24 protein-coding genes are annotated in these 23,133 nt (G+C 69.3%); 12 read left to right on the forward strand and 12 right to left on the reverse strand.

All coding sequences use genetic code 11. The features are described 5' to 3' along the window. Nucleotides 1–709, reverse strand: a 709-nt coding sequence (locus tag VF557_10880; protein HEX8080704.1) for a T9SS type A sorting domain-containing protein, incomplete at its 3' end; no start/stop codon positions are given. Between the two features lie 250 nt (nt 710–959). Here VF557_10880 and VF557_10885 point away from each other — a divergent pair. The 3 genes from VF557_10885 (at nt 960) to VF557_10895 (ending at nt 2,623) form a co-directional block, all read left to right on the forward strand. Next, nucleotides 960–1,196 carry a hypothetical protein gene (locus VF557_10885; protein ID HEX8080705.1) on the forward strand — a complete coding sequence of 79 codons (237 nt, stop codon included), beginning with the start codon at nt 960–962 and terminating at the stop codon, nt 1,194–1,196. Next, nucleotides 1,139–1,738: a DM13 domain-containing protein gene (locus VF557_10890; GenBank protein ID HEX8080706.1), complete on the forward strand. Its 600-nt coding sequence runs from the start codon at nt 1,139–1,141 to the stop codon at nt 1,736–1,738. Before VF557_10885 ends, VF557_10890 begins: the two co-directional genes overlap by 58 nt. Before the next feature lie 543 nt (nt 1,739–2,281). Beyond that, nucleotides 2,282–2,623, forward strand: a complete 342-nt coding sequence (locus VF557_10895; protein HEX8080707.1) for a hypothetical protein — start codon at nt 2,282–2,284, stop codon at nt 2,621–2,623. Nucleotides 2,624–3,070: 447 nt separating this feature from the next. On the opposite strand, the gene VF557_10900 is transcribed toward VF557_10895, so the two are convergent. Continuing rightward, complete coding sequence (locus VF557_10900; GenBank protein HEX8080708.1) at nt 3,071–3,541, reverse strand: group II truncated hemoglobin; 471 nt, start codon at nt 3,539–3,541, stop codon at nt 3,071–3,073. 159 nt (nt 3,542–3,700) lie between these two features. Between VF557_10900 and VF557_10905 the strand changes: the two genes are divergently transcribed. From VF557_10905 to VF557_10930, 6 genes are all read left to right on the forward strand, one after another. Then, complete coding sequence (locus VF557_10905; protein ID HEX8080709.1) at nt 3,701–3,919, forward strand: antitoxin; 219 nt, start codon at nt 3,701–3,703, stop codon at nt 3,917–3,919. 169 nt (nt 3,920–4,088) lie between these two features. Then, the gene (locus tag VF557_10910; protein HEX8080710.1) at nt 4,089–4,988 is read left to right on the forward strand and encodes an intradiol ring-cleavage dioxygenase; all 900 of its coding nucleotides are present in this window, start codon (nt 4,089–4,091) and stop codon (nt 4,986–4,988) included. A 104-nt stretch (nt 4,989–5,092) separates the two neighbouring features. Beyond that, complete coding sequence (tenA, locus tag VF557_10915) at nt 5,093–5,836, forward strand: thiaminase II (GenBank protein ID HEX8080711.1); 744 nt, start codon at nt 5,093–5,095, stop codon at nt 5,834–5,836. Next, entirely contained in the window at nt 5,833–6,840 is a 1,008-nt protein-coding gene (locus VF557_10920; protein ID HEX8080712.1) for a sensor domain-containing diguanylate cyclase, read from the forward strand. Before tenA ends, VF557_10920 begins: the two co-directional genes overlap by 4 nt. A 173-nt stretch (nt 6,841–7,013) precedes the next feature. Beyond that, a complete protein-coding gene (locus tag VF557_10925) occupies nt 7,014–7,565 on the forward strand; it encodes a sigma-70 family RNA polymerase sigma factor (GenBank protein ID HEX8080713.1) in 552 nt (183 codons plus the stop codon). Further along, complete coding sequence (locus VF557_10930; protein HEX8080714.1) at nt 7,562–8,608, forward strand: hypothetical protein; 1,047 nt, start codon at nt 7,562–7,564, stop codon at nt 8,606–8,608. The genes VF557_10925 and VF557_10930 overlap by 4 nt, the downstream gene beginning before the upstream one ends. A gap of 159 nt (nt 8,609–8,767) precedes the next feature. On the opposite strand, the gene VF557_10935 is transcribed toward VF557_10930, so the two are convergent. From VF557_10935 to VF557_10945, 3 genes are all read right to left on the reverse strand, one after another. Further along, nucleotides 8,768–9,640: a hypothetical protein gene (locus VF557_10935; protein ID HEX8080715.1), complete on the reverse strand. Its 873-nt coding sequence runs from the start codon at nt 9,638–9,640 to the stop codon at nt 8,768–8,770. Between the two features lie 86 nt (nt 9,641–9,726). After that, entirely contained in the window at nt 9,727–11,430 is a 1,704-nt protein-coding gene (locus VF557_10940) for a Na+/H+ antiporter (protein ID HEX8080716.1), read from the reverse strand. Nucleotides 11,431–11,515: 85 nt separating this feature from the next. Continuing rightward, nucleotides 11,516–13,396, reverse strand: coding sequence for an AMP-binding protein (locus VF557_10945; protein ID HEX8080717.1), 1,881 nt, complete (start codon nt 13,394–13,396; stop codon nt 11,516–11,518). Between the two features lie 156 nt (nt 13,397–13,552). Between VF557_10945 and VF557_10950 the strand changes: the two genes are divergently transcribed. Both VF557_10950 and VF557_10955 read left to right on the forward strand, forming a co-directional pair. Beyond that, nucleotides 13,553–14,002, forward strand: coding sequence for a class I SAM-dependent methyltransferase (locus VF557_10950; GenBank protein ID HEX8080718.1), 450 nt, complete (start codon nt 13,553–13,555; stop codon nt 14,000–14,002). Between the two features lie 70 nt (nt 14,003–14,072). Next, on the forward strand, nt 14,073–14,414 hold the full coding sequence (locus VF557_10955) for a YciI family protein (protein ID HEX8080719.1): 342 nt from the start codon (nt 14,073–14,075) through the stop codon (nt 14,412–14,414). Nucleotides 14,415–14,582: 168 nt separating this feature from the next. On the opposite strand, the gene VF557_10960 is transcribed toward VF557_10955, so the two are convergent. From VF557_10960 to VF557_10990, 7 genes are all read right to left on the reverse strand, one after another. Then, entirely contained in the window at nt 14,583–15,881 is a 1,299-nt protein-coding gene (locus tag VF557_10960) for a DUF222 domain-containing protein (protein HEX8080720.1), read from the reverse strand. Nucleotides 15,882–16,071: 190 nt separating this feature from the next. Continuing rightward, nucleotides 16,072–16,602, reverse strand: coding sequence for an N-acetyltransferase (locus VF557_10965; protein HEX8080721.1), 531 nt, complete (start codon nt 16,600–16,602; stop codon nt 16,072–16,074). Between the two features lie 53 nt (nt 16,603–16,655). Continuing rightward, nucleotides 16,656–17,708 carry a PAC2 family protein gene (locus tag VF557_10970; GenBank protein HEX8080722.1) on the reverse strand — a complete coding sequence of 351 codons (1,053 nt, stop codon included), beginning with the start codon at nt 17,706–17,708 and terminating at the stop codon, nt 16,656–16,658. Between the two features lie 15 nt (nt 17,709–17,723). Beyond that, complete coding sequence (locus VF557_10975) at nt 17,724–18,365, reverse strand: CoA transferase subunit B (GenBank protein HEX8080723.1); 642 nt, start codon at nt 18,363–18,365, stop codon at nt 17,724–17,726. A 6-nt stretch (nt 18,366–18,371) separates the two neighbouring features. Continuing rightward, complete coding sequence (locus VF557_10980; GenBank protein ID HEX8080724.1) at nt 18,372–19,187, reverse strand: CoA transferase subunit A; 816 nt, start codon at nt 19,185–19,187, stop codon at nt 18,372–18,374. Between the two features lie 177 nt (nt 19,188–19,364). Beyond that, entirely contained in the window at nt 19,365–20,096 is a 732-nt protein-coding gene (locus VF557_10985) for a TIGR03089 family protein (GenBank protein HEX8080725.1), read from the reverse strand. Nucleotides 20,097–20,114: 18 nt separating this feature from the next. Further along, nucleotides 20,115–21,833: an LCP family protein gene (locus tag VF557_10990; GenBank protein HEX8080726.1), complete on the reverse strand. Its 1,719-nt coding sequence runs from the start codon at nt 21,831–21,833 to the stop codon at nt 20,115–20,117. A 150-nt stretch (nt 21,834–21,983) separates the two neighbouring features. Between VF557_10990 and rfbD the strand changes: the two genes are divergently transcribed. Continuing rightward, on the forward strand, nt 21,984–22,925 hold the full coding sequence (gene rfbD, locus VF557_10995) for a dTDP-4-dehydrorhamnose reductase (protein ID HEX8080727.1): 942 nt from the start codon (nt 21,984–21,986) through the stop codon (nt 22,923–22,925). The last annotated feature ends 208 nt before the right edge of the window (nt 22,926–23,133 follow it).

Raw genomic sequence — 23,133 nt, forward strand, 5'->3', positions numbered from 1 at the left:
TGCACTTGTTCCAGTTGAGGTAGCCCGCCCCGACCTGCGTCAGCTCGCACGCGTTGTCCGACTTGCTCGACACCGGCGGCCGGTACTGCGTGGGGATGCGCGACTTCAAGTCGGCGACCTCCGCAGCGGACGGCGTGCGGCCGATGAAAACGATGTTCAGCGGGTAGTCTTGGACGAGTTCCTTCTCCACCGCCGAACGGTCCTCCGGGAACTTCATACCGGTCGGAATGTCGAACGCGCTGACCGTCGCCGTCCCCGAGTAGGACCCGCCCGCGGTCTGATACGGCACGACCTTGACCGTGTACGCGCCCGGCGGCAGTTGGCCGAGGTCAACGCTTTCGGAATTCGTGAACGCGGCTGCCGAGTCCTTGATCTTGGTTCCAGCCGAGTCGTAGACGTACAGATCGAAGTCATCGCTGGGCAGGCCCCACTCGATACCCACGCTCACGCTGCCGTCGTGCGAGCTCCAGTAGTCCGCCGGCGCCGCGAAGTTCAACGTGTAGGTGTCACAGGTGAGGTCGGTGCACTCCTCCGGCCCGTTCACGAACCCGGTGTACGGGCCGCCGGTCCACGTCACCGAGTTCGACCCGTCGGCGGCCGGCGGAGTGAGGCCGCCGGACGACGGATTCGACGCTAACGCGCCGGGCAGAACAGCCACAGTAGTGGCCAGGGCGGCAATGGTTGCCAGCAGAGCGCGCGTTCGGTTCATGACCGAAATCCTTCCGAGGGAAAAGCGCTATAGGATGTGCAGCCGTAAACTCGACAAACTGCCGGTCGGAATCGTCCCAGACAGCACGTAACATCCATGAGAAATTTGGACCTTCGCGCGAAACTGCACTAGGCGACCACACATCCGGTCCGGACGGCGATAAGCGTGGTGTCGACCGCCTGCCACGAAGTCGGACGTATTCGGTTCGTGGTCGGCGATCGCGCCGCGGCCGGTATCGTCGGAGGACGCGATGACCGCGGACTGGACCCGGGTGCCCTATGACGTGCTGGAGAAGATCTCGACCCGGATCACCAACGAGGTGCGCGAGGTCAACCGGGTGGTGCTGGACGTGACCAGCAAGCCCCCCGGCACCCATCGAGTGGGAGTAGGTTTCACCCATGGCGCTGCACCAGGTCAGGCAGGACTGAGATGGCTCGGCAGCGCCGGTGGGCGCCGTGGATCGCGGCTGGAACGGTGGTGGTGGTAGCGGCCGCCTTCGGGCTGTGGTGGTTCACGCCCTGGAAGCTCTTCACCAGTTCTCGGGTCAACGACGCGTTGCCGGCGGTCGCCGTGTCGCCGTCCGCCACCCTGCCTGGCTCCCCAGCGGCGCCGACCGCCTCGACGGCGCCGAGCGCCTCGGCGGCACCGAGCGCCTCGCCGGCCACTTCACCGGCCGCGACCCCACAACCGATGGCCCTGCTGCGCGGAACGTTCATCAGCCACGAGCACTCCACCAGCGGCACCGTCACCGTCGTCAAGCAGCCGGACGGCTCGCGGGTGCTGGCCATCGCCGGCCTGCGCACCAGCGACGGCCCGGTGCTGAACGTCTGGCTCACCGACCAGGCCGTGACCTCCGGCAGCTGGCGGGTCTTCGACGACGGTCGCTACCTTGACCTCGGCCGGCTCAAGGGCACCCAGGGAAACCAGCTGTACCGGATACCGGAGGGCGCTGACCTTGCCGGCATCCGCAGCGTGGTGATCTGGTGCGATCGCTTCGACGTCTCGTTCGGCGCGGCGATGCTCGCCTGAAACTGCGGGCATCCCAATGTAAGGCTCATGAGTGCACCACCGCGGGGCCTCGTTTGGCGTTCCGACGAGGCTCGCGTCGCTGTACTGGAAACCCAACTACTGCTTTCAGCCGCTAACCTTCCGAAAAAGGTCTCGCTTAACCGGAGGCACAGTGGGTATTGCAGAGAAGATCCGTAGCCTGGCTTCTCGGGTCACGCAGTGTGAACGAATGGGTGGCAGTGAGGCGGAGGTTGAGTCACTGCGCGCACAAGTCGTTGAGCTTGAACGGGAAGTCAGTTCTTTGGAGGCGGCAAACGCGTTTTTGCGTTCACAGAATGCAGGCTTGCGTCAGCAGCTCCGCGACCTACGGGACCGGACCGGTGCAATAGTCACCAGTGCAGGGTCTTGGCGCAACCACGACTGATGTAGCTGGCCGTCGCGAGTAGCGAATAACCGGCCGTGTAGCTAGTAAGCCGGGTAGCGCACCAAAATCGACATAAGGTGATAAGCGCCCTACCCTACCTACCCTACCTACAAGATTTCCCATCGTTGAAGGAGGACACAATGCGAAGATTGTCGCGCACAGCCATCGCCGTGCTGGCGGCCGCCGGGCTTATGCTCACGCCTGGGACAGTCGCCGCCGCGCCCGCACCCGAGGGGTCGACAGCGGACTGGAATTGCCGTGAGGTAACAGCACAGGACATCAGCTTCTTCGCCTCCTCCACCGGCAATTCCTTAACGGACCCGCTTTACCTTTACACTGGCTACCGTTTTAGAAGCCACGGCAACTACGATGGCCGCTTTTTGGCTCAGATTTGGGCACCTATCGCTCACTATAACAAGTGGGGCTACACGACATCCGATAGCAGGTGGGTGAAGCAAATCCACGCTTCCTTTTGCTGGTGAGCGCGAGCGACGACCTTCGACTGGCAAGTCGAAGGTCGTCGCGGGCAGGTAGCGCGTCGGTGCTGAGGACCATTTGTTGGCAGAGGATCAGCCCGTGCTCCAGTCGGCGGCGTCACCTGCGGCCTCACACCATTCTCGGGTGTAGCGGCCCTGGAAGATGACCTGCGGGCAACGGCTCAGAACGATGCCCAACGGCCCGTCAACCGCACCAGGTATGGCCCAGTGGATGCCTATGCCTCAGCAACACGGGGCCTGTAGAGGCTCGCCGTACCCCTGGCAGGTGGGGTCAGGGGGTCGAGTCCCCTCAGCTCCACCATGTGATGATTGTGCCACTTCGGCTGATCAGCCCTGGCGACCCTCAAACTGACCCACTACCCGAGCGTGATCCATTTGGGTTCTCACGCCAGACTCTTCAGGGGTAACCCCGAACCTGGCGAATCCAGTCCGTCAAGGCTGGTATGGCGGCGCGACTCCCCAGCCCCACCGGGGCACCGGTGCGTGCGGCGGCGGCTGGGCATCGGGTTGGGAGTTGGCCAGCGCCAGCCGCGTACCCCATTCGAGGTAGCCGACCAGCGCGGCCCGGAACTCCGGGTCAGCCGGCAGGCCGGCGTCATCGGCGGCCTGGCTCATGGTGGTGGCGAAGCGCAGCCGCTGCTCGTCGGTGATGCCAAGGCCGCGATGATGGGCGAGCATCCGCTCGTACCCGCCGAGTTGCTCGGTGTAGCGGGCGGGGCCGCCGAACACCTCGCCCCACCAGAGGCTGACGTGTGCGCGGTGCTCCTCGCTGACCCCGCCGGGAAAGAACGGGCTCAGCAGCGCATCGACTTCGACCCGGTCGTAGAACATGTCGATCAACCGCCTGATCGCAGCCTGGCCGCCGGCCCAGTCGAACAGCGTCGGCACGGCGTCGGGGTTCATCGACTCGCCCTCCCCTCTGGGTTCAGCGCGGTTCGGCACATAGTGACACGTTCCCGCTTTCGTCCTGCGAGCTAATGTGGGTCCAAGCGCTCACAAGCTCGCGACACCTCCGAAGCAGCCGGAGCATGCGACAGCGATCGGGCAGGAGAAGTCATGGCAATGGGCGGTATCGGTGGTATCGGCAAGCTGGTGCAGCGGGCACGCGGCTATGCGCAGGCCAATCCGGACAAAGTGCGAAGGGTGATCGACCAGGCGGGCAGGGTCGCCAACAAGCGAACCGGCGGAAAGCGCGGCCGCCAGATCGACTCGGCCGGCGACAAGGTCGCGGACTTCCTCGCGCCGGACAAGCGGCAGGACCCGCCGTCCACTTTGAGGTAGCGGCGCGCTGACGGCGGTTCGGCGCCCTTTGGCGCCGAGCCGTCACGAAGACGCCCGTCACCACGACGCACAGTGGCCGCACAGGCTTCGCACAATCTTTTCGAGGGGTAAGCCGGGCAACGTGGACACCGCAGTCAACACCGCGAGCCACTGATCCGGAGACTCCTTCATGCCGCCCCGACGCACCAAGAGCACCGACCATCCAGACCACCAGATCGAAGACCACGACCGCGGGTTGGAGTTCGACCTGCAGACCCTGAGCCGGCGCGGCGCACTGGCGTTCATGGGCACCGGCCTGCTGGCAGTCGTGGGGTGCTCCACCGCGGCGAAGGTCACCTCGGGCGCGTCCGCGACAGCGACCTCGCCATCCAACTCGCCGTCCAACTCGTCGGCAGCCGGGTCCACAGCCACGGCCAGCAACACGCCCTCCGCTGCCCAGTCCTACACCGAGATCCCCGACGAGACGGCCGGCCCGTTCCCGGGCAACGGCTCCAACGGCCCGAACGCGCTGGCCATGAGCGGGATCGTGCGCAGCGACATCCGATCCAGCTTCGGAACCTCGACAACCACCGCCAAGGGCCTCCCGCTCACGGTCCGGCTGACGCTGCGCGACTCGGCGAACGGCTACCAGGTGCTCAAGGGCGCCGCGGTCTACCTGTGGCACTGCGACATCGACGGCCAGTACTCGATGTACTCGCAGAACGTCACGAACGAGAACTACCTGCGCGGCGTACAGGAATCCGACGCCAACGGCCAGCTCACCTTCACCACGATCTTTCCGGGCGCCTACGACGGCCGGTGGCCGCACCTGCACTTCGAGGTGTACTCCAGCCTTGCCAACGCCACCGCGGCCGGCAGGATCCTCGCCACGTCCCAGCTCGCCCTGCCCGAAGAGGCGTGCGCCCAGGTGTACGCCACCCCGGGCTACGAGCAGAGCGTCCAGAACCTGGCGCGGACCTCGCTGACCTCGGACATGGTGTTCGGTGACGACGGCGGCGTCCATCAGCTGGCGACGATGAGCGGATCGGCGTCGAGCGGGTACACCGCCTCGTTGACGGTGGCCATATAGATATATCGACGGCATAAAATCGACGCAACTGGGCTACGCGTCGACATGCTGGCTGGTGATTCTGCTGCGATGATCACCCGGTGACGACGAGCTGGACTCAACGTATGTGGTCAGAGGCCGAACCGATCTACGCCGCGATCTTGGAGCACCCGTTCCTGACGGGTCTCACGGCAGCCTCGCTACCGCCGGATCGGTTCGCCTACTACGTGGCCCAGGATGCCCACTACCTGCGCGACTACGCCCGAACGCTCGCGGTGCTGGCAGCGAAGGCGCCGACGCATGCCGCCGCCGGGATGTTCGCCCGGCACGCGGCGGGAACCGTGGACGTCGAGCTCGAGCTGCACAGCACGTTGCTGCCCCAGCTCGGGCTCGATCCCGCCGAGCTGGACCAGATCCCGGTGTCTCCCACCACGCTGAGCTACACCAGCTACCTGCTGGCGACGGTCCATGGAGGCAGCTTCGCCGAGGGGCTGGCCGCGGTGCTGCCGTGCTACTGGATCTACGCCCGGGTCGGGGCGGCGCTGCTGGAGCAGGGGTCGTCGGACCCCCGCTACCAGCGCTGGATCGACACCTACGCCGGTGAGGAGTTCACCGCGACCGTGGCCGAGGTCCTCGCTTTCGCTGACGCGATCGGCGAGGGACTCAGCGCGGACGAGGACCGCAGGGCGGGCAAGCACTTCACCGTCACGGCCCGTTATGAGTGGATGTTCTGGGACGCGGCCTGGCGAGCCGAGCAATGGCCCGACCTCAAGGAGCAAGGGTCTGATCTCAAGGGGCATGGGTCTGATCTCAAAGGGCAAGGGTCTGATCTCAAGGAACCGGGGACGGAATCGATGGGGCAGTGGTGAGCGGGTTCCGGATCTCTGGGGCTCGCGAGCAGGTCGAGCTGCTGCGCCTGACCGCCCTGCACGATCTCGACGTGCTGGACCAGCCCCGCACCCCGGAGCTGGACGGCCTGGCCCGGCTGGCCGCCTTCGTGTGCGGGACGCCGACCGCGATGGTGAACCTGATCGACGCCGCCAGGCAGTTCCCGGCGGCCGCGTACGGCTTCGAGCCGGTCGAGTCCAGCCGGCTGGACTCGATGTGCAACACCAGCATCCAGTGCCTGGACGTCAGCTACACCGCCGACGCCGCCGTCGATCCGCGGTGGTCGGACAACCCGTTCGTCACCGGCGTGCTGGATCGGGTCCGGCTCTACGCGGCCGCCCCGCTGATCCTGGGCGGCGGCGAGGTCATCGGCACGGTTTGCGCGTTCAGCGGCCGTCCCCAGGAGCTGACCCGCCTGCAGCTGGAGCGGCTGCGCGACGTCGCCGACCAGGCGGTGCTGGTGCTCCAGCTCCGCGAGGACGCCGCCCGCCTGGGCCACGCCGCGACCCGTGACCACCTCACCGGCCTGCCCAACCGTGCCCTGTTCTCCGAAGCCCTGACCCTCGCGATGGCCAAGCATCAACGTGGCTTGGCGACGCCGAGCGTGATCTTTCTCGACATCGACCGATTCAAGGCCGTCAACGACACCTACGGTCACGCGGTCGGTGATGAGTTGTTGCGCGCCGTGGCGCAGCGGCTGCTGGCCACCGTCCGCGCCTCGGACCTGCTGGCCCGGCTGTCCGGGGACGAGCTGGTCGTCCTGTCCGAAGGCGCCAGCGGTGATGTCGACGGGGCTCAGTTCCTGGTCCGGCGGCTGCAGCAGGCCTTCGCCGAGCCGTTCCAGCTGTCCTGCGGTGAGCTGTGGATCAGCGCCTCGGTGGGCGCGGCCACCGCCATCGCCGGTGAGAGCCCGGCCGAGGTGCTGGCCCGTGCGGATGCCGCGATGTATGAGTACAAGCACCTGCGCAACGCCCGGCTGCGCTGACGATCTCCAAGCCGACGCCGGCGGCAGTCCGCACCCGGCAGGCGTCGCCGTAACCGCAGCGTGAAAGAACCGCTGGTCACGTTGGGCGCCCGGTGCAACCATTGCCCCGGCCAGACGTCTCTGGAGGTAGCACCACGAATCGCCGATGGTGCGCCGAGCCGGGGACGGTGGCCATGAGGACGACGATGGTGCGCAACAAGGATGTGCCGGTTCGGCTCTCGCCGGTGGACGACGCCGACTCCGCGGTGGCCGCGCTGTTCGGCTCCCATCGGCTGGCGATGGTGCGGTTGGCGCTGCTGCTCGTCGATGATCTCGAGACCAGCGAGGACGTGGTGCAGGAGGCCTTCGCGTCCCTGCACCGGCGCTGGCCGTCGCTGGCTGACCGCGAGGCGGCGGTCGGTTACCTGCGCAGCTGCGTGCTGAACGGCTCCCGTTCGGTGCTGCGCCGGCGCCGCACGGTCCGCCGCAATCCCCAACCCGAGGCCGGAACCCTGACGGTCGAAGCCGCCGACGGCCGCCTGATGCTGGCCGAGGAGCACCGCGAGGTGATCGCCGCGCTGCAACGGTTACCACGCCGGCAACGGGAGGTGATCGTGCTGCGCTACTGGTCAGAACTGACCGAAGCACAGGTCGCGGCCACGCTCGGCATCTCGCTGGGAGCCGTCAAATCCAACGCGTTCCACGGTCGCCAGGCGATCGCGGCAGCACTCGGAGGTGCCGAATGAACACGATCGACGACCGGATCTCAGCCGCCCTGCATGCGCAGGCGCACACGCTGACCGAAGACGACCTGTCACTGGCAAACCCTCCGGCCAGCCGTTGGCTGCAGCCCGAACGGCCACGCTGGACGGCGCCGTTGCTGGCCGCGGCGGTCGTGGGCGCCGTGGCGGTGGGCACCATCACCGCGGTGCAGGTGAGCCGCTCCAACTCTGCCCGTCCGGTCATCCCGCCGGCCGTGTCCGTGCTGCCCTCGTCCAGCGTGCCGCCGGCGCCGACCCCGACAGCCACCCAGCCGGCGCCGTCGCAGTCGGCTACTACCCAGCCCACCCCGTCGGCGACCTCGCCGGTCCCGTCGCACACCGCGACGTCAGCCGCGCCGTCCGCTACGGCGACCAGCCCGTCAGCGTCAGCCTCGGCGACGGCCACGCCGTCGCAGTTCCCGCCGCCCGTGTACGAGCGCTACCAGCCGCTGTGGCCGTTCGGCAGCCTGTGGGCCGCTGAGCAATGGCGGACCAAGGGAGGAGGCTCCCAGCCGTGGCACCTCGATCCCGAGGAGACCGCGCTGAACTTCACCCGCTCCTACCTCGGGTTCACCGAACTCGACCAGGTGACCGCGACGTTCTTCGACGACCTGGGCGCGCACATCGGGATCGGCTACCGCGACCCGAACGGCGTCCAGCGCACGGCGGCCACCCTGCGCCTGGTCCAGTACGGCACCGCCAGCGACTCACCGTGGGTGGTGGTCGGCAGTGACGACACCACGCTGACGCTGGAGAAGCCGGCCTACGGCTCGAAGGTGAGCTCGCCGATGACCATCGGCGGCCACATCAGCGGCGTCGATGAGAACATCGTGGTCTCGGTGCTGCGGATGACCAGCACCGGGAGCGACCGCACCGAACTGGCACGGGTGCCGGCGGGCGGTGACCGCGCCCCCTGGACGACCGGGCCGGTTTCATTCACCCAACGTGGGGTGTTGACCATCGTGGCAAGCACCGGTGGACACCTGCAACAGGTAGAGCGGTTCGCTATCCACGGTGTTCGCGCCTGATAGCGAGCCTGGTGAGAAAGTCCAGCGCTAGGTCAGCATTGCTTGGCGGCACTGCTGACCTGGCGCCGGACCTTGTGAGCGGGAACCTTGTGTGCGGGAACCTTGTGTGCGGGAACCGGTGTGCGGGAACCGGTGTGCGGGAACCGTTCGCGGGGCCGGTCAGCGCGGCGCCCGGTGGGTGGCCAGCACCGCTTCGAGGTCACTGAGCTCGGCGCGCAGTTCCTCCGCGCGCTGCTGTGCCTGCAGCCGCGCGGTCTCGTTGATCTCGGCCACCGCTTCGGACAAGCCCGCCTGAGCGAGCAGCTCGGCGATCGCGGTCACCACGCCCGGAGCGATCGGGACGTTCTTGATGATCGTCCGGGCGCCGCGGCTGGCGCTCACCGACCAGGACGCACCGGTCGAGCTGATCGTCACGTTGACCGCCGGGGCGGCCGGAGCCTTGCGCCGCCGACCGGCTGCCGTGGTCGCGGCGCCAGCCGCCCTCGCCGGAGCGGCCGGTGGCGCTGAGCCTGCCGCCGCCGGAGCGGCCGTTGCCTGCGCTGCTTGAGGCGGCGCCGCCTGGGACGGCACCGCCTGGGACGGTGCTGCCTGTGAGGCTGCCGGAGCCGGCGCTGCCGAGGTGGGTGCGGGCCCCCCGGCGCGAGCCCGGCCACCGGCCGTCCCAGCCTGCGCCATCCCGGTCCGCGCAGTCCCGGCCCGCGCCGTCCCGGTCCGCGCAGTCCCGGCCCGCGCAGTCCCGGTCCGCGCCGTCCCGGTTCCGCCGGCCGAGCTGGCGCGGGCTTTGCCGATGCTCAGCTCGGCGGGGGCGAAGGCCAGCTCATCGGTGACGCCGTTGACCTTGACCCGCACCGTCAGAAAGTCGGCCCCGTCGACGGCCGGGTCGCCGATCCGCACGACCGTGCCGGAGGCGCCGGCCTCGAACTGCGGCCCGGACAGCGCGACCCGGGGCCGCCGTCCCTCGCTGAGCTGGCCGCGCAGTCGCGCCACGTCCTCCTCGGTCAAGCCGGCGGCCTTCTTACGCCGTGGGGGCATCGGCTGTCCTCCTGCCTCGGCGCTCCGGTCAGCTCCGGTCAGCGCGGCTCAATGCGGTAAGCGTCGGGTTGACATCGCAAAGTCTGTCATTGCGTGCTGTCCGGTTGGCCCGTGAGGTCCCTTTCGGTGGCCGGAAGCGCCGGCAGGCTGTACAGGTCCAGCCGGCGCACCAGCTGATCGATCAGCAACGGATCCACGCCGCGCTCGGATCGGGCGGTGAGCAGTTCCTCCCGCGCGGCGCTGAGCATCTGTCGCAGCCCGATCAGGAAGTCAGCGCGATCGGAAGCCTTGCCGGTGCGCGAGGTGTGCTGGGAGTCGCTGCTCAGCTGGGCGTTGAGCCGCACCAGCAGATCGGTCGGAAAGGCGTTGAGCCGGTCCCAGACCTCGACCCCGAAGTCCCGCTCGTCCTGCAGGCGGTTGAGCGCCTCGGCTGCCGCGTGCGCGGCTCGCTCGGCCAGCACCGCCTCGGCCTCGTCGTTGTCCCGGGCGCTGGGCCGGACGCCGAGCAGCTTCACCACGGTCGGCAGCGTCAGGCCCTGCAGCACCAGGGTCACCAGCACCACCGAGAAGGCGATGAACAGGATCCGGTCCCGAGCCGGGAAGGGGGTGCCGTCGTCGGTCACGGTGGGAATGGCCAGGGCGAGCGCGACGGTGGCCACCCCGCGCATGCCGGCCCACCACACCACCACCGTCTCGCGCCAGCCGATCGGGACGTCGGTGTCGCGCTGGCGCTGCAACCGGCGGCTCGCGCTCCGGCCGCTGAGCGCGTCGTCGAGGGCCCCGGCCTGCAACCGTTGATAGAACCGTTTGGCCAGCAGCACCGAGGGCAGCAGGTAGAGCAGCCGCACCACCACTACCACCCCGACGACGGCCACCGTCTCGCCCACCAGTGACGTCCAGCGCGCCCCGATCGCCTCGAACGCGGTCTGGAACTCCAGGCCCACCAGGCCGAAGGCGATGCCGGTCACCAGGGTCTGGGTCATCGACCAGAACGTGTCGGTGGTCAAGCGGCCGTGCGCGTCAGCGGCGTCGACCGGCCGTGACACCGAGTACAGCGTGTAGATCAGCACCGCCAGCACCCCGGAACCGTGCAGCTCCTCGGCCATCACGTAGGTCGCGGTCGGCGCCAGCACCGACAGCAGCACCTGCGGCCGCGGGTCGGCCGAGCCCAGCAGCGCGATCAGCCGGGTGAACCCCCAGCCGAAGCCGAAGCCGACCACCACGGCCAGCCCCGCCGCGAGCAGCAGCCTGGTCGCGGCCTGGCCCGGCGTGAGCGAGCCGCCGACCACCGCGGCGATGGCCACCTGGTAGAGCACCAGCGCGGCCACGTCGTTGAACAGGCCCTCGCCTTCGAGCATCGACACCAGCCGCCGTGGCAGGTTCAGCTTGGCGGCGATCGCGGTGGCCGCGACCGGGTCCGGCGGTGACACCAGGGCGCCCAGCGCCACCGCTCCGGCCAGCGAGATCCCGGGCACCACCGCGGAGGCGACGTAGGCCACCGCGGCGGTGGTCACCATGACCAGGGCCACCGCCAGCAGCAGGATCGGCCGGGCGTTGGCGGCCCAGAACCGCCATGATGTCTTGCGGGCAGCGGCGTAGAGCAGCGGTGGCAGCACCAACGGCAGGATCAGGTCCGGGTCGACGTACACCTGCGGCACCTGCGGAATCGCGGCCAGCACGATTCCGAAGAGGGTGACCAGCACCGGCCAGGGCACGTTGATCTTCGTCGAGAGCGGTATGAACACCGCGGTCGCAAACAGGACGGCGGCAATCAATGCGAGCTGGTCCACGCCATCACCTCCGTCCAGGACCACAAACTTACCGGTCGGCGCGAGGTGGCTCAGCCTTCGAGCAAGCCGCTTGATCGCCAGGGCGTCATTCCGGGCGGAGCACCGTCCGCAATCTGTCGAGGACGGCGATGTCCTCGATGGTGGACGGGACCACCGGTTCGCCACCATCGGCGAGCTGGCGCATCGTCGCGCGCAGGATCTTTCCCGACCGGGTCTTGGGCAGGCCGGCGACGACGTCGACCCGTGACAGTGATGCTATCGGTCCGACCACCTCACGCACCCGGGCGCTGAGTTCGGCGGCGAGCTGCTCGGGCGAGCCGGACCAGCCGCTCTTGGTGACCACCAGGGCGCGTGGCACCTGGCCCTTCAAGGCGTCCTCGACGCCGATCACCGCGCACTCGGCGACGGCGGGATGCTCGGCCAGCGCCGCCTCCAGCTGGCCGGAGGAGAGCCGGTGGCCGGCCACGTTCATCACGTCATCGGTGCGCCCGAGCACGAACAGGTAGCCGTCGGAGTCGAGGTAACCGCCGTCACCGGTCAGGTAGTAACCCTCGAACGCGGACAGGTAGGACTCGAGGTAGCGCTGGTCATCGCCCCAGACCTGCTGGCTGACGCCCGGTGGCAGTGGCAGCTTCAGGCAGATCGCGCCCTCCTCGCCGGCGCCCAGTTGCCGGCGGTCCGCCCCGAGGATCCGCACGTCGTAGCCCGGCACCGGCACCGTCGGCGAGCCGGGCTTGATCGGCATCGGCTCGAGCCCACGCAGGTTGGCCGCGATCGGCCAGCCGGTCTCGGTCTGCCACCAGTGGTCCACCACCGCGATGCCCAGCCGGGCGCTGGCCCATTCGTAGGTCGCCGGGTCCAGCCGCTCACCGGCCAGGAACAGCGTCCGCAACGAGCTGAGGTCATATCCCGCGGTCAGCTCGCCGTCCGGGTCCTCGCGCTTGACCGCGCGAATGGCGGTCGGTGAGGTGAACAGCGCCTTGACCCGGTAGTCGGCGACCAGCCGCCAGAACGCCCCGGCGTCCGGGGTGCCGACTGGCTTGCCCTCGTAGAGCACGGTCGTGGCACCGGTGAGCAGCGGGGCGTACACGATGTAGGAATGCCCGACCACCCAGCCGACGTCGCTGGCGGTCAGCATCACCTCGCCCGGGCCGACGTCGTAGATGTTGGCCATCGACCACCGCAACGCCACGGCATGCCCGCCGTTGTCCCGGACGATGCCCTTGGGCCGGCCGGTCGTTCCGGAGGTGTAGAGAATGTAGAGCGGGTCGGTGGCCTTCAGCTCGACGCATTCGGCCGGGGCGATCAGCTGGGACCTCATCAGCTCCCGCCAGTCCAGGTCGCGCTCGGTCATGCTGGCCTGCAGCTGCGGACGCTGCAGGATGAGGCAGCTCTCCGGCTGGTGGCTGGAAAGTTCCAGGGCCCGGTCGAGCAGCGGCTTGTACTCGACCAGCCGGCTCGGTTCGATGCCGCAGGACGCCGAGACGATCACCTTGGGCCGGGCGTCGTCGATGCGGGCGGACAGCTCGTTGGCGGCGAAGCCGCCGAAGACCACCGAGTGCACCGCGCCGATCCGGGCGCAGCCCAGCATCGCGATCACCGCTTCGGGGACCATCGGCAGGTAGATCAGCACCCGGTCGCCCTGGTCGACGCCGAGCGCGCGCAGCACCCCGGCGAACTTTGCGCTCAGCTCGGTGAGCTCGGTGTAGCTGAACTCCTTTAGCGTGTCGGTGACCGGCGAGTCATAGACCAGGGCCGGCTGCTCGCCCCGGCCGGCCACCACGTGCCGGTCCAGGGCGTTGTAGCAGGTGTTGAGGGTGGCGTCGGGAAACCACCGGGAGAACGGGGCGCCCGTCGGGTCCAGCACCACCGAGGGCTTGTGGATCCAGTTGATCGCGGTGGCCGCCTGCGCCCAGAACCGGTCAGGGTCCTCCAGGCTCAGCCGGTAGTCCTGCGCGTAGCTCATGTAGCGGATAGTGCCGTACCCGTTGCGTGATCGCCACGGCTGCGGATGGTGGGACTCAGAAGGCGACGGCGATGCCGATGATCACTACGTGGGCGTTGCCGCCCCAGGTCAGCGCCGCGGCCGGACGACGCTCTGCCGATCCCTACACTCGAGGCCATGCCGTCCGAGCTTTCACCGCGGCTGGCAGCTGTCGTGGATGCCCTGCCGCTCACCCCACAGTCGCGCGTGTTGGAGATCGGATGTGGGTCCGGCGCCGCCGCGCGTGCCATCGCACGCCGGCTGGACAGCGGTCACATCCTCGCGATCGACCGATCTGCCAAGGCAGTGGCACAGGCGCGCGCCGGCTCGGTGAGCGAGATCGCCTCTGGACGCATGACTGTCCGCCACAGTGCTGTGGAGTCATTCGTTCTGGAACCCGAGGACCTTCCTTTCGACATCGTCTTCGCCGTGCGGGTAGGTGCGCTCGACGGCCGCCATCCCGCCGCGGGCCGGCAAGCGATGTCGCGCATCAGAACCGCGCTCGCGCCAGGTGGCCGGGTGTTCATCGACAGCGGCCGGACGTTTCACGAGCTGGACGTCACAGATCGTGAGTGGTCGGTCCGCTAGCAAGCCAGCGCAGTAGCCTCGGTCAGCGACGCATCGACAGCAGGAGTTTGCCGGGGAGGGGAGTCATCAGATGCAGCGGTACCTGATTTCGTTCGACGACGGCTCGATGGACCACATCCCGGACGAGGACTTGCCTGAGGTGGGTGAGAGGACGCGCGCAGTGGTCCAGGAAGCCAAGGACGCAGGAGTCTGGATCTTCGGCGCCGGCGTTGAGCGCCAGAGGGCGACCATCGTGGCCATCGACGGAACAGCCACGGACGGCCCCGACCCGAGGACGAAGGCGGGCATCGGCGGGTTTTCGATCATCGAGGTGCCCTCTCGTGAGGAGGCGCTGCAATGGGCTGCTCGACTCGCCAGCAGCTGCCGTTGCGCGCAGGAGGTCCGGGAGATCGGGTACGACCCGGAATCCTGAGAGCGGGCCGAGTGGCGGCGCCTACGCGGATTACCGATGACTGCGGCGAAGCCGTTGCACATCGCGGCACATCGCGGCACATCGCGGCTCGCCTGGCTAGGTCATTCTCGGCTGAGTGGCGGTGATAACTGCAGGCCAGCGTGAGGTTGTCGAGGTCGGTGGCCCTGGCTATTGCCTGGTGATGCGGTGGTTGCGTCTGGGTGTTCGGGTGGGGTCGATCCAGGCTGGTGGGATCCAGTGGGGTTGGCCGTCGGTGAGTTGGCAGGTCCAGCCGGCGCGGTCGAACTCGCGGTGGTGGTAGCCGCAGAGCAGGGTGAGGTTGTCGAGGTCGGTTGGGCCGCCGTCGGCCCAGGCGGTGATGTGGTGGCGCTGGCACCATTCGGGTGGCTTGTCGCATCCGGGGAAGGTGCAGCCGCCGTCCCTGGCGATCAGGGCCAGGGTCTGGCCGCGGGTGGCGATGCGTTTGGTGCGCCGGTGGGCCAGCACCGCGCCGGTGGAGTCGGTCAGCAGCAGGTTGATCGCGGCTTCATCGGCCAGTGCGAGTGCCTGGCTCACGCCCAGCTGTTGGCCGAAGCTTGTCTGTGCGAGTCCTTGGCGGCTGGCGAGTTGGTCGGCGGTCAGGGTGATGATGACCTGCGCCGGCGCGCCGGACTCGGGCAGCTCATTGCGCCGAACGACGACGCCGGCCAGGTCCTGCAGGGCGTCGTGCATCCGCTGGGGCTGGCTGCGCGGGTCAGGGCCGGCCTCACCGGTAGGCTGCGGCGCCGAGCGCGGGGTGAGGGTGGCTAGCAGCAGCGCGCCGCAGCGTGCCGTCAGCCGCCCGCGGGCGGTGTAGCTGCCGTCGCTCTCGGGATGCAGGGTGAACCCGCGGCGGCGGCGCTGCTCCGCCTCGGAGGCCAGGGTGCCGTCGGGGTGGAGATGGGCCAGGATTCGCCTGCCCACCGCGGCCACTTCGCGGGGTCGCAGGGTGGTCGCCGCTTCGACGAGGTGCTTCTCGGCCAGTGACTGGTCTTCGGCGCTGACCGTGCTCGGCAGGTCGCTCAGGGCGGCGAGGACGGTCGTGGTGTGCTCGGTCGAGATCGAGCCGTCGGCCTGGGCGGCGGCCAGCGCCGGACGCAGCGCGGGCTGCGGCTGACCGGTCGGGGTGTGGCGCGGGCCGCAGGCGCGGGCGGCTCGAACCCGGTCTTTCGCCTCGTGCGGTGACAGCCGCAGCAACCCCTGCAGCACAGCCGACGTGCTGGCCATCACCAACTGACCGGCCAGCCCGCGCCGGTCCAGCTCGCCGACCAACGCGTGGTCAACGACCGCCAACCGCCGCCGCAACACCTCCAGCTCGCGCAGCTCGGACAGCACGTCGGCATCAGACAGCCGGATCAGCCAGTTAGCGATCGAGTCGAGATATGCCTGCGCAGCACTAGCCAAGTCGGCCAAGCCGGCCGAGACGCCTCCGTTGTGCAGCGGTTCCATACATCAGACACTAGGCCCGGGGTACGACAGAACCAGCTCAGTGACAGCACTTATCCACAGGCTGGGCGAATCGAAAAGTACCTGCTGACGTCCGCAATCCCGGGCCACCGTCACGGACGAGAACCAGCAGTCGGAGTACTCGTGTCGGTAAGGCGGGGACAGGATCGACGGGCGACGTGGAACTCCCGTCTCACCCCGCGCCGACAACGGCGAACGCCGGCGGGTAGACGACCCAGCCACGCGCTCGCCCATCATAGGCAGAAAGGGGAAACACCATCCCCGCCTCCGGCGCCGACCAGTCCGGAAGGTGGATCTGGATGCCGAACGGGCGGCAGTCGCGAAAGCCGAACCTCGGGTAGTACCGCGGGCTGCCTTCGAGGACCACCAGCTGCTCACCCAGCCGCTCAGCCGCGGCAAGACCTGCCGGCACCAGTGCTGAACCGATGCCACGACCCTGCAGCGCCGGCGCCACCGCCAGCGGCGACAGGGTCAACACCGGGTGCCGCGAGCCGGAATCGGAGACCAGCTCGGCGCGGCTCAACATCACGAAGCCGGCGACCTCATCATCGACCCGCGCGACCAGCGCGAGCGACGGCAGGTACCCCGGTGACGCCCGGATCAGCTCCACCAGGTCCACGACGCTCGGCTCATCCGCAAAGGCGGCGCCCACCACCGCGCGGACGGCCGCGTGATCCGCCGGGCGCTCAGGTTCGATGACCATGCTCACCGGTGCATTCTCACCCCGAGGGCCGGCCCCGGCGAGCGAATAACAGCTCAGGCGGAAGGCCGGCCGCCAGGGTCGCCAGGGTCGCCAGGGCCGCCAGGGCCGCCAGGGCCGCCAGGGCCGCCAGGGTCACCAGGGCCGCCAGGGTCACCAGGGTCACCAGGACTCCCCGGGTCCTCATGATCGCCAGTGACGCCCGGACCCCCAGGATTATCCTGTTGTTGCAGCAGATACTGCTCGAACTCCGCGCCGATCTCATCCGCGGTCGGCAGCCGGGCGCCCTCGGCGACCAGTCCCCGGCTGCGTCCGGCGACGATCTCGTCGTACTGCGACTCCAGCGCCCGGACCACGGCGGTGATCTGCTCGGACGCGGCGACCTTGCTGTCCAGGTCGATCCGGCTGGCCGCGGCAGCCTCCTGCAACGCCTCGGTGGGCAACACCAGGCCGGCGCCCTTGGCGATGCACTCGATCAGGGTCAACGCGGCGGCCGGGTAGTCGAGGTGGGCAAGGTAATGCGGCACGTTCACCGCGAAGCCCATCGAGCCCACCCCGGCCTCGTTCAGCCGGAATTCGATCAGGTGCCCGGCGCTGGCCGGAACCTGGACGGTGCCCAGCCAGTTGCTGTACTCGCCGACCAGGTCCGGCGAGCTGCCGCGGGCGATCACGGTGGACGGCCGGCTGTGCGGAACCCCCATCGGGATCGCGTCCAGCGCGATCAGCATCCGCACCCCGAGCCGCTCGACGATCATCCGCACCGCCTCGGCGAAACGCTCCCACTGGATGTCGGGCTCCGCCCCGGCCAGCAGCAGGAACTGGGTGCCGGCCGCATCGCGCACCGCGTGGATCTTCAGCTGCGGGGCGTTGAAGCTCTCCCAGTGATCGGTGACGAACAGCATCTCCGGACGCCGGCCCCGGTAGTCGAAGACCTGGTCGATGTCGAAGGTGGCGATCACCTGGGACTCCAGCGTGCTGAGCAGGTGGGCGCGAGCCAGCTGGGCGGCGTTGCCGGCGTCGACGAAACCGTCCAGCGCCAGCACCAGAACCGGCTGGTCGAGGTCGGGCAGCTCCTCGATCAGCTGGAACAGCTCAGCCGGGTCCAACATCTTTCTCCGACCGCCTCAGCCGGCCAGCGCGACGGTCAGCTCGGGCTCGGTGGCCGCGCGCACCTCGTCCACCGTCACACCGGGTGCCAGCTCGCGCAGCACCAGGCCCTCGGGCCGGACGTCGATCACCGCCAGATCGGTGATGATGTGGTGCACGCAGGCAGCTCCGGTGAGCGGCAGCGAGCACTGCTGGACCACCTTCGGGGTACCGTCGCGGGCCACGTGCTCCATCATCACGATCACCTTCTTCGCCCCGTGCACGAGATCCATCGCGCCGCCCATTCCCTTAATCATCTTCCCAGGAATGGTCCAGTTCGCCAGGTCACCGTTTGCTCCGACCTGCATCGCGCCGAGCACCGCCACATCGATGTGGCCGCCCCGGATCATCCCGAAGGACAGCGCGGAATCGAAGAAGGACGCCCCCGGCAACACCGTGACGGTCTCCTTGCCGGCGTTGATCAGGTCGCCGTCCAGCTCGCTCTCCAGCGGGTACGGGCCCACTCCGAGAATGCCGTTCTCGCTCTGCAGCACCACGGTGATCGCCGGGTCGACGTAGTTCGGGACCAGGGTCGGCAGCCCGATCCCGAGGTTGACGTACTGGCCGTCGTGCAGCTCGCGGGCCACCCGGGCGGCGAGTTCGTTGCGGTTGAGCGCCATCGTCGATCAGCCTGCGCTTTCCTGTTGTCCGCCCTGCTCCGAACCCTGTCCCGCGCCCGCCACCCCGGCCTCGGACCGCTCGCGCACGGTGCGCTTCTCGATCAGCTTGCCGGCCTCGCCGACCTCGACGACCCGTTGCACGAACACCCCGGGGGTGTGCACCTGCTCGGGGTCCAGCTCGCCGGGCTCGACGAGCTGCTCGACCTCGGCGATGGTGATCCGTCCGGCCATCGCGCACAGCGGGTTGAAGTTTCGGGCCGAGGCGTCGTAGCTGAGGTTGCCGTGCCGGTCGCCCCGGGCCGCCCGCACCAGCGCGAAGTCGGTGACGATGCCCTCTTCGAGCACGTACTGCTGGCCGTTGAACTCGCGGACCTCCTTCGCCGGCGAGGCCAGCGCGATCGTGCCGTCCGGGTGATAGCGCCACGGCAGGCCGCCGTCGGCGACCAGGGTGCCCACCCCGGCCGGGGTGTAGAACGCCGGAATTCCGGAGCCGCCGGCTCGCAGCCGCTCGGCCAGGGTGCCCTGCGGGGTCAGCTCCAGCTCAAGCTCGCCGCCCAGGTACTGCCGGGCGAACTCGCGGTTCTCCCCGACATAGGAACCGATGGTGCGCCGGATCCGCTTGGCGCCCAGCAGGATGCCCAGGCCCGCCTCGTCCAGCCCGCAGTTGTTCGACACGGTCTCCAGCTCGCCGCTGCCGAGTTCGAGCAGCGCCTGGATGAGCACGTGCGGAATGCCGCACACCCCGAAACCACCGACTGCCAGCGAAGCTCCGTCACCGATGTCGGCCACCGCTTCGGCGGCCGTTGCCACCACCTTGTCCACGCCTGTGCCTCTCCCGCTCATCGATCGGACGTCCGGCGCGGCCGCCTCCGACACAGCGGGGGCTGCCCCGACAACCGGACGAGGTCGGTCCCCGCACTCTAGTCAGCGGGCTTGGGCGCGGCATCACGTGGCCGACCCGCCGCCGAGCAGCAGCCCCAGGCAGCCCCCCGGCAGCCATCAGAAGCTGGCGGTGACCTTCTCCGCCCCGGCCCGGGCGGCCGCCTTGGCCGGGTCCGGGTTGCGCACCAGCACCACCGAGCCGCCGACGGCCAGCGGCGCGAGCAGCGACGCCGTCCAGTCCCGCGGCCCGGTCCAGGGCGCGCTCCACATCAGCCTGCCGCCAGGCGCCAGCCCCAGCTCGTCGGCCGCCTGCCGCGCGGCCCGGCCGAGCTCGGCCCGCGTACGCCCGGCCAGCCCCGGCTGCTCCGGCCCGGCCTGGGCCTGAACCGTTGCCCAGGCATCGGGCATCGGGCGCACGGAGCTGGCGTAGTCGGCCATTCCCGGCGGCGGTGTCGAAGGCCTGGCCATGCTCAGCAGCGACACCGCGAACGCGCCGTCCAGCCGGTCCGGCTGGGTGCCGGGCAGCGCCTGCAGCAGCGAGTCGGCGTCGCCGAAGGCCACCGTGGCAGCCGCCGGGTCATTGACCACCTCGAGGCCGGCAAACCAGCAGCCCAGCAGGATCGGCGCCGCCAGCCAGTGCACCGGCAGCCGGACGAAGGCCCGATCACCGACCGCCGTCCCGAGCTCGTCGATCAGCAGGAAGTGGGTCTTGGCGATCCAGTTGGCCAGCGACTTGGCCGACAGCTCGGCGCGCTCGCCGCTGGCGTCGTCGTAGAAGGTGACCAGCGGGCCGCCCGGGTCGGCGGCCAGCCGCGCGGCGAAGAGCTGCTCAGGGCCTGCTGTCGACATCGAAGGCAACGGCGGCGATCAGTTGATGCAGCCGGCGTCGGCCGCCGTGGTCACGGCCGGCGAGGGGGTGACCCCCTTGGCCGTGCTGCTGGCGGAGGGCTTGGGGTCCGGCGCGGGCATCAGGCTCTTGACCTGGACCTTATTGTTGCCGAGCACCAGGGTCACCGAGCTGACGTCAGCCGTGCGCTCCAGCACCGCGCCGGGCACCTGGGCCTGCAGGGCCTTGGCCGCCGCCTCCTGCCCCGGGGCGTAGAGGATCGAGGTCTTGGCCACCACGTCAGAAGTCGCCGGCGGGATCTCGGTCTTGAAGCCGGCCGCCTGCAGCGCCTGGGCGTTGGCCGTCTCCAGCCCGTTGGCGTTGGTGTTGTTGATGACCCGGACGGTGACCGTGGAGGGATCCGCCGGCTTGGCCTTCGTCCAGGGGGAGTTGGATTCGGCGCCGATCAGCTTGTCGATGAAGGCCGGCATCGCGGCCGCGTCGACCGCCACGGTGTTCTGGATCGTCCCGTTGATGTTCTCGTCGACGAATCCCTGGGTGGGAATGGTGGTGAACGAGAAGTTGCCGGCCTGCAGGTTCTGCATCTGCTGGGCGAGCTTGAGCGGCACCAGGCCGGGGTCCATCTGCAGCGAGGTCGACACCGCCTTGAGCAGGTTCTGCAGCTTCATCGGGTTGAGCAGGGTGCCGGCTGAGGAGACCTTTCGAAAGACCGCCGACAGGAAGTACTGCTGGCGCTTGATCCGGTCCAGGTCGCCCTGCGGAAAGCCGTAACGCTGCCGGACGAAGGCCAGCGCCTGGGTGCCCTTGATGATCTGGGGACCGGCCTTGAGGTCGATGCCCGAGTTGGTTTCCTTCACCGCGCGGTTGAGGCAGACCTCGACGCCGCCGATGGCGTTGGAGATCCGGTAGAAGCCGAGCAGGTCGATCTGGACGAAGTGGTCGATGCTCAGCCCGGTCAGGTTCTCGACGGTCTTGACCAGCAGTCGCGCGCCGGCGGCCTTGTCGCCCTTGGCGGCCTGGACGCCGATCGGGTAGGCGGCGTTCAACTTGTTCTTGCCGTGGCCGGGGATGGTGACGTAGGAGTCGCGCGGGAACGAGATCAACGTGGCCTTGCTGCCGTCGGCGGGAAGGTGCAGCACCATCATGGTGTCGGTGTTGTAGCTGCCGCCGTCGCGGGTGGTGCCCAGCTTGGCCAGCTCGGCGTCGCTGGCGGTGTCGCGGTCGTCGTTGCCGACGATCAGCAGGTTCTGGGCCTTGCCGTCGATGCCGCCGTCGGCTGCCCTGCCCTCGGGGGAGATGGCGTCGAGCCGGACGATGTCGGCGTTGAAGTTGCGGTACGTCGCCCAGGCCCAGCCGCTGCCGATCAGGACCAGCAGCGAGCACAGGGTCAGGACGATCCGCAGGCCCAGCGCGGCGCCGTGCAGCAGGTCGGACTTCGGCCGGCCAGCCGGTCCGGCCGCTGGACGGCCTGCCGCTGGACGGCCTGCCGGTGGGCGGCCGGTCGGCGGCTGTCCCGAGCCTGCCGAGGGCCGAGTGCGGCCGGCCTGGCGACCGCGCGGATCGAGCTCGGGCGGCAACGGGGCGCCGGCACTAGGCGATGGGGCGCCCTGGTTGCCCTGCGCTTGGGTGTTCCTGGCCGGCGGCCGGGTCCGCCCGCGGCGCGGGTCGAGCTCGGGGGGCAAATCGCCATCAGCCGGATACGGCCGGCCGCCAGGCGGTCGGTCGTTGTTGGAGGGCACGTCAGCGAGTCTATCGGTGGCCAGCTGTGTGCTACTTCAGAAGCCGCGCACGCCCGGAGACCGGGCTCGACACACCTCCGAACCCGATCCCGGCGTGTGCGAGCATGGCCGTATGCGCGCCCTCCCGGACAGCTCGTGACCGGACCGCACGTGACCGGACCGATCGTGACCCGATCGCACCGGAACGGCGGGCAGCCGTCCCGCTGGCTGGTCACCGGCGCTCGCGGCCAGCTCGGCAGCGACCTGTGCCGGGTGCTGGCCGGCGCCGGCGTCGAGCCGGCCCAGCTGCTGGCCCTGGGATCCGAGGAGCTGGACATCACCAGCTCGGCGTCGGTGCGGGCGGTGTTCGCCGACTTCGAGCCGCAGCTGGTCGTCAACGCCGCGGCCTACACCGCCGTCGACCAGGCCGAGAGCGAGGAGGACCGCGCCTTCGCGGTGAACGCCGCCGGCCCGGCGCTGCTGGCCGCCGCCGCGGCCCGCACCGGCGCGCGGCTGCTGCAGGTGTCCACCGACTACGTCTTCGCCGGCGAGGCCGAGCAGCCCTATCCGGCGCACGCCGAGCCCGATCCGCGTTCGGCGTACGGGCGCACCAAGCTGGCGGGTGAGCTGGCGGTCCGCGAGCTGGCCCCCGAGCACGGCTACATCGTGCGGACCGCCTGGGTGTACGGCGCCATCGGCTCGAACTTCGTCAAGACGATGGCCCGCCTGGAGCAGTCCCGCGACACCGTCGAGGTGGTCGATGACCAGCGCGGCTCACCCACCTGGTCGGCCGACCTGGCCCGCGGGCTCGTCGAGCTGGCCGGCAGCGCGGCTCCGCCCGGCCTCTATCACTGCACCGGCTCGGGCGAGACCAGCTGGTTCGGCCTGGCCCGGGCGGTCTTCGAGGAGCTGGGCGCCGACCCGGCGCGAGTGCTGCCCACCACCACCGACAAGTTCCCGCGACCGGCGCCGCGGCCGGCCTACTCGGTCCTGTCGGATCAGGTCTGGCGCGACGCCGGCCTGAGCCCGATGCCGCACTGGCGGGCGGCGCTGCGGCGCGCGTTCGCCGAGGACCGCGCCGCCTACCTGCCGGCTGAGCCGTTCCCGGCCTGATCAATTCGCGGAACTTATCAAGGTTGTAAAAGGCTTGAAATATTTAGAGTTTTGAGGCCGAAAAGCAGCTGAATAGCCGCCGTTCTGATAGTGCGCTGCACTACGCGGCGGGGTTAGAGTCCTTCCGGATCACTCAGATCGCCTCTGTAACGGCCAATAGGTAAAGCCGTAAGGAAATTGACTCCCGGCGGTTTCAACCGCCCCTATC

Source organism: Jatrophihabitans sp. (genome assembly GCA_036389035.1).
Taxonomy (GTDB): Bacteria; Actinomycetota; Actinomycetes; order Mycobacteriales; family Jatrophihabitantaceae; genus Jatrophihabitans_A.

Excerpts from the sequence above, each read along its gene's own strand:
- tenA (HEX8080711.1), top strand. The coding sequence starts at position 5,093 with ATGTGGTCAGAGGCCGAACCGATCTACGCCGCGATCTTGGAGCACCCG.
- VF557_10900 (HEX8080708.1), bottom strand. The coding sequence starts at position 3,541 with ATGAACCCCGACGCCGTGCCGACGCTGTTCGACTGGGCCGGCGGCCAG.
- VF557_10985 (HEX8080725.1), bottom strand. The coding sequence starts at position 20,096 with ATGTCGACAGCAGGCCCTGAGCAGCTCTTCGCCGCGCGGCTGGCCGCC.
- VF557_10890 (HEX8080706.1), top strand. The coding sequence starts at position 1,139 with ATGGCTCGGCAGCGCCGGTGGGCGCCGTGGATCGCGGCTGGAACGGTG.
- VF557_10910 (HEX8080710.1), top strand. The coding sequence starts at position 4,089 with ATGCCGCCCCGACGCACCAAGAGCACCGACCATCCAGACCACCAGATC.
- VF557_10970 (HEX8080722.1), bottom strand. The coding sequence starts at position 17,708 with ATGTTGGACCCGGCTGAGCTGTTCCAGCTGATCGAGGAGCTGCCCGAC.
- VF557_10925 (HEX8080713.1), top strand. The coding sequence starts at position 7,014 with ATGAGGACGACGATGGTGCGCAACAAGGATGTGCCGGTTCGGCTCTCG.
- VF557_10960 (HEX8080720.1), bottom strand. The coding sequence starts at position 15,881 with ATGGAACCGCTGCACAACGGAGGCGTCTCGGCCGGCTTGGCCGACTTG.
- VF557_10975 (HEX8080723.1), bottom strand. The coding sequence starts at position 18,365 with ATGGCGCTCAACCGCAACGAACTCGCCGCCCGGGTGGCCCGCGAGCTG.
- VF557_10945 (HEX8080717.1), bottom strand. The coding sequence starts at position 13,396 with ATGAGCTACGCGCAGGACTACCGGCTGAGCCTGGAGGACCCTGACCGG.
- VF557_10930 (HEX8080714.1), top strand. The coding sequence starts at position 7,562 with ATGAACACGATCGACGACCGGATCTCAGCCGCCCTGCATGCGCAGGCG.
- VF557_10935 (HEX8080715.1), bottom strand. The coding sequence starts at position 9,640 with ATGCCCCCACGGCGTAAGAAGGCCGCCGGCTTGACCGAGGAGGACGTG.
- VF557_10895 (HEX8080707.1), top strand. The coding sequence starts at position 2,282 with ATGCGAAGATTGTCGCGCACAGCCATCGCCGTGCTGGCGGCCGCCGGG.
- VF557_10950 (HEX8080718.1), top strand. The coding sequence starts at position 13,553 with ATGCCGTCCGAGCTTTCACCGCGGCTGGCAGCTGTCGTGGATGCCCTG.
- VF557_10885 (HEX8080705.1), top strand. The coding sequence starts at position 960 with ATGACCGCGGACTGGACCCGGGTGCCCTATGACGTGCTGGAGAAGATC.
- VF557_10965 (HEX8080721.1), bottom strand. The coding sequence starts at position 16,602 with ATGGTCATCGAACCTGAGCGCCCGGCGGATCACGCGGCCGTCCGCGCG.
- VF557_10905 (HEX8080709.1), top strand. The coding sequence starts at position 3,701 with ATGGGCGGTATCGGTGGTATCGGCAAGCTGGTGCAGCGGGCACGCGGC.
- VF557_10955 (HEX8080719.1), top strand. The coding sequence starts at position 14,073 with ATGCAGCGGTACCTGATTTCGTTCGACGACGGCTCGATGGACCACATC.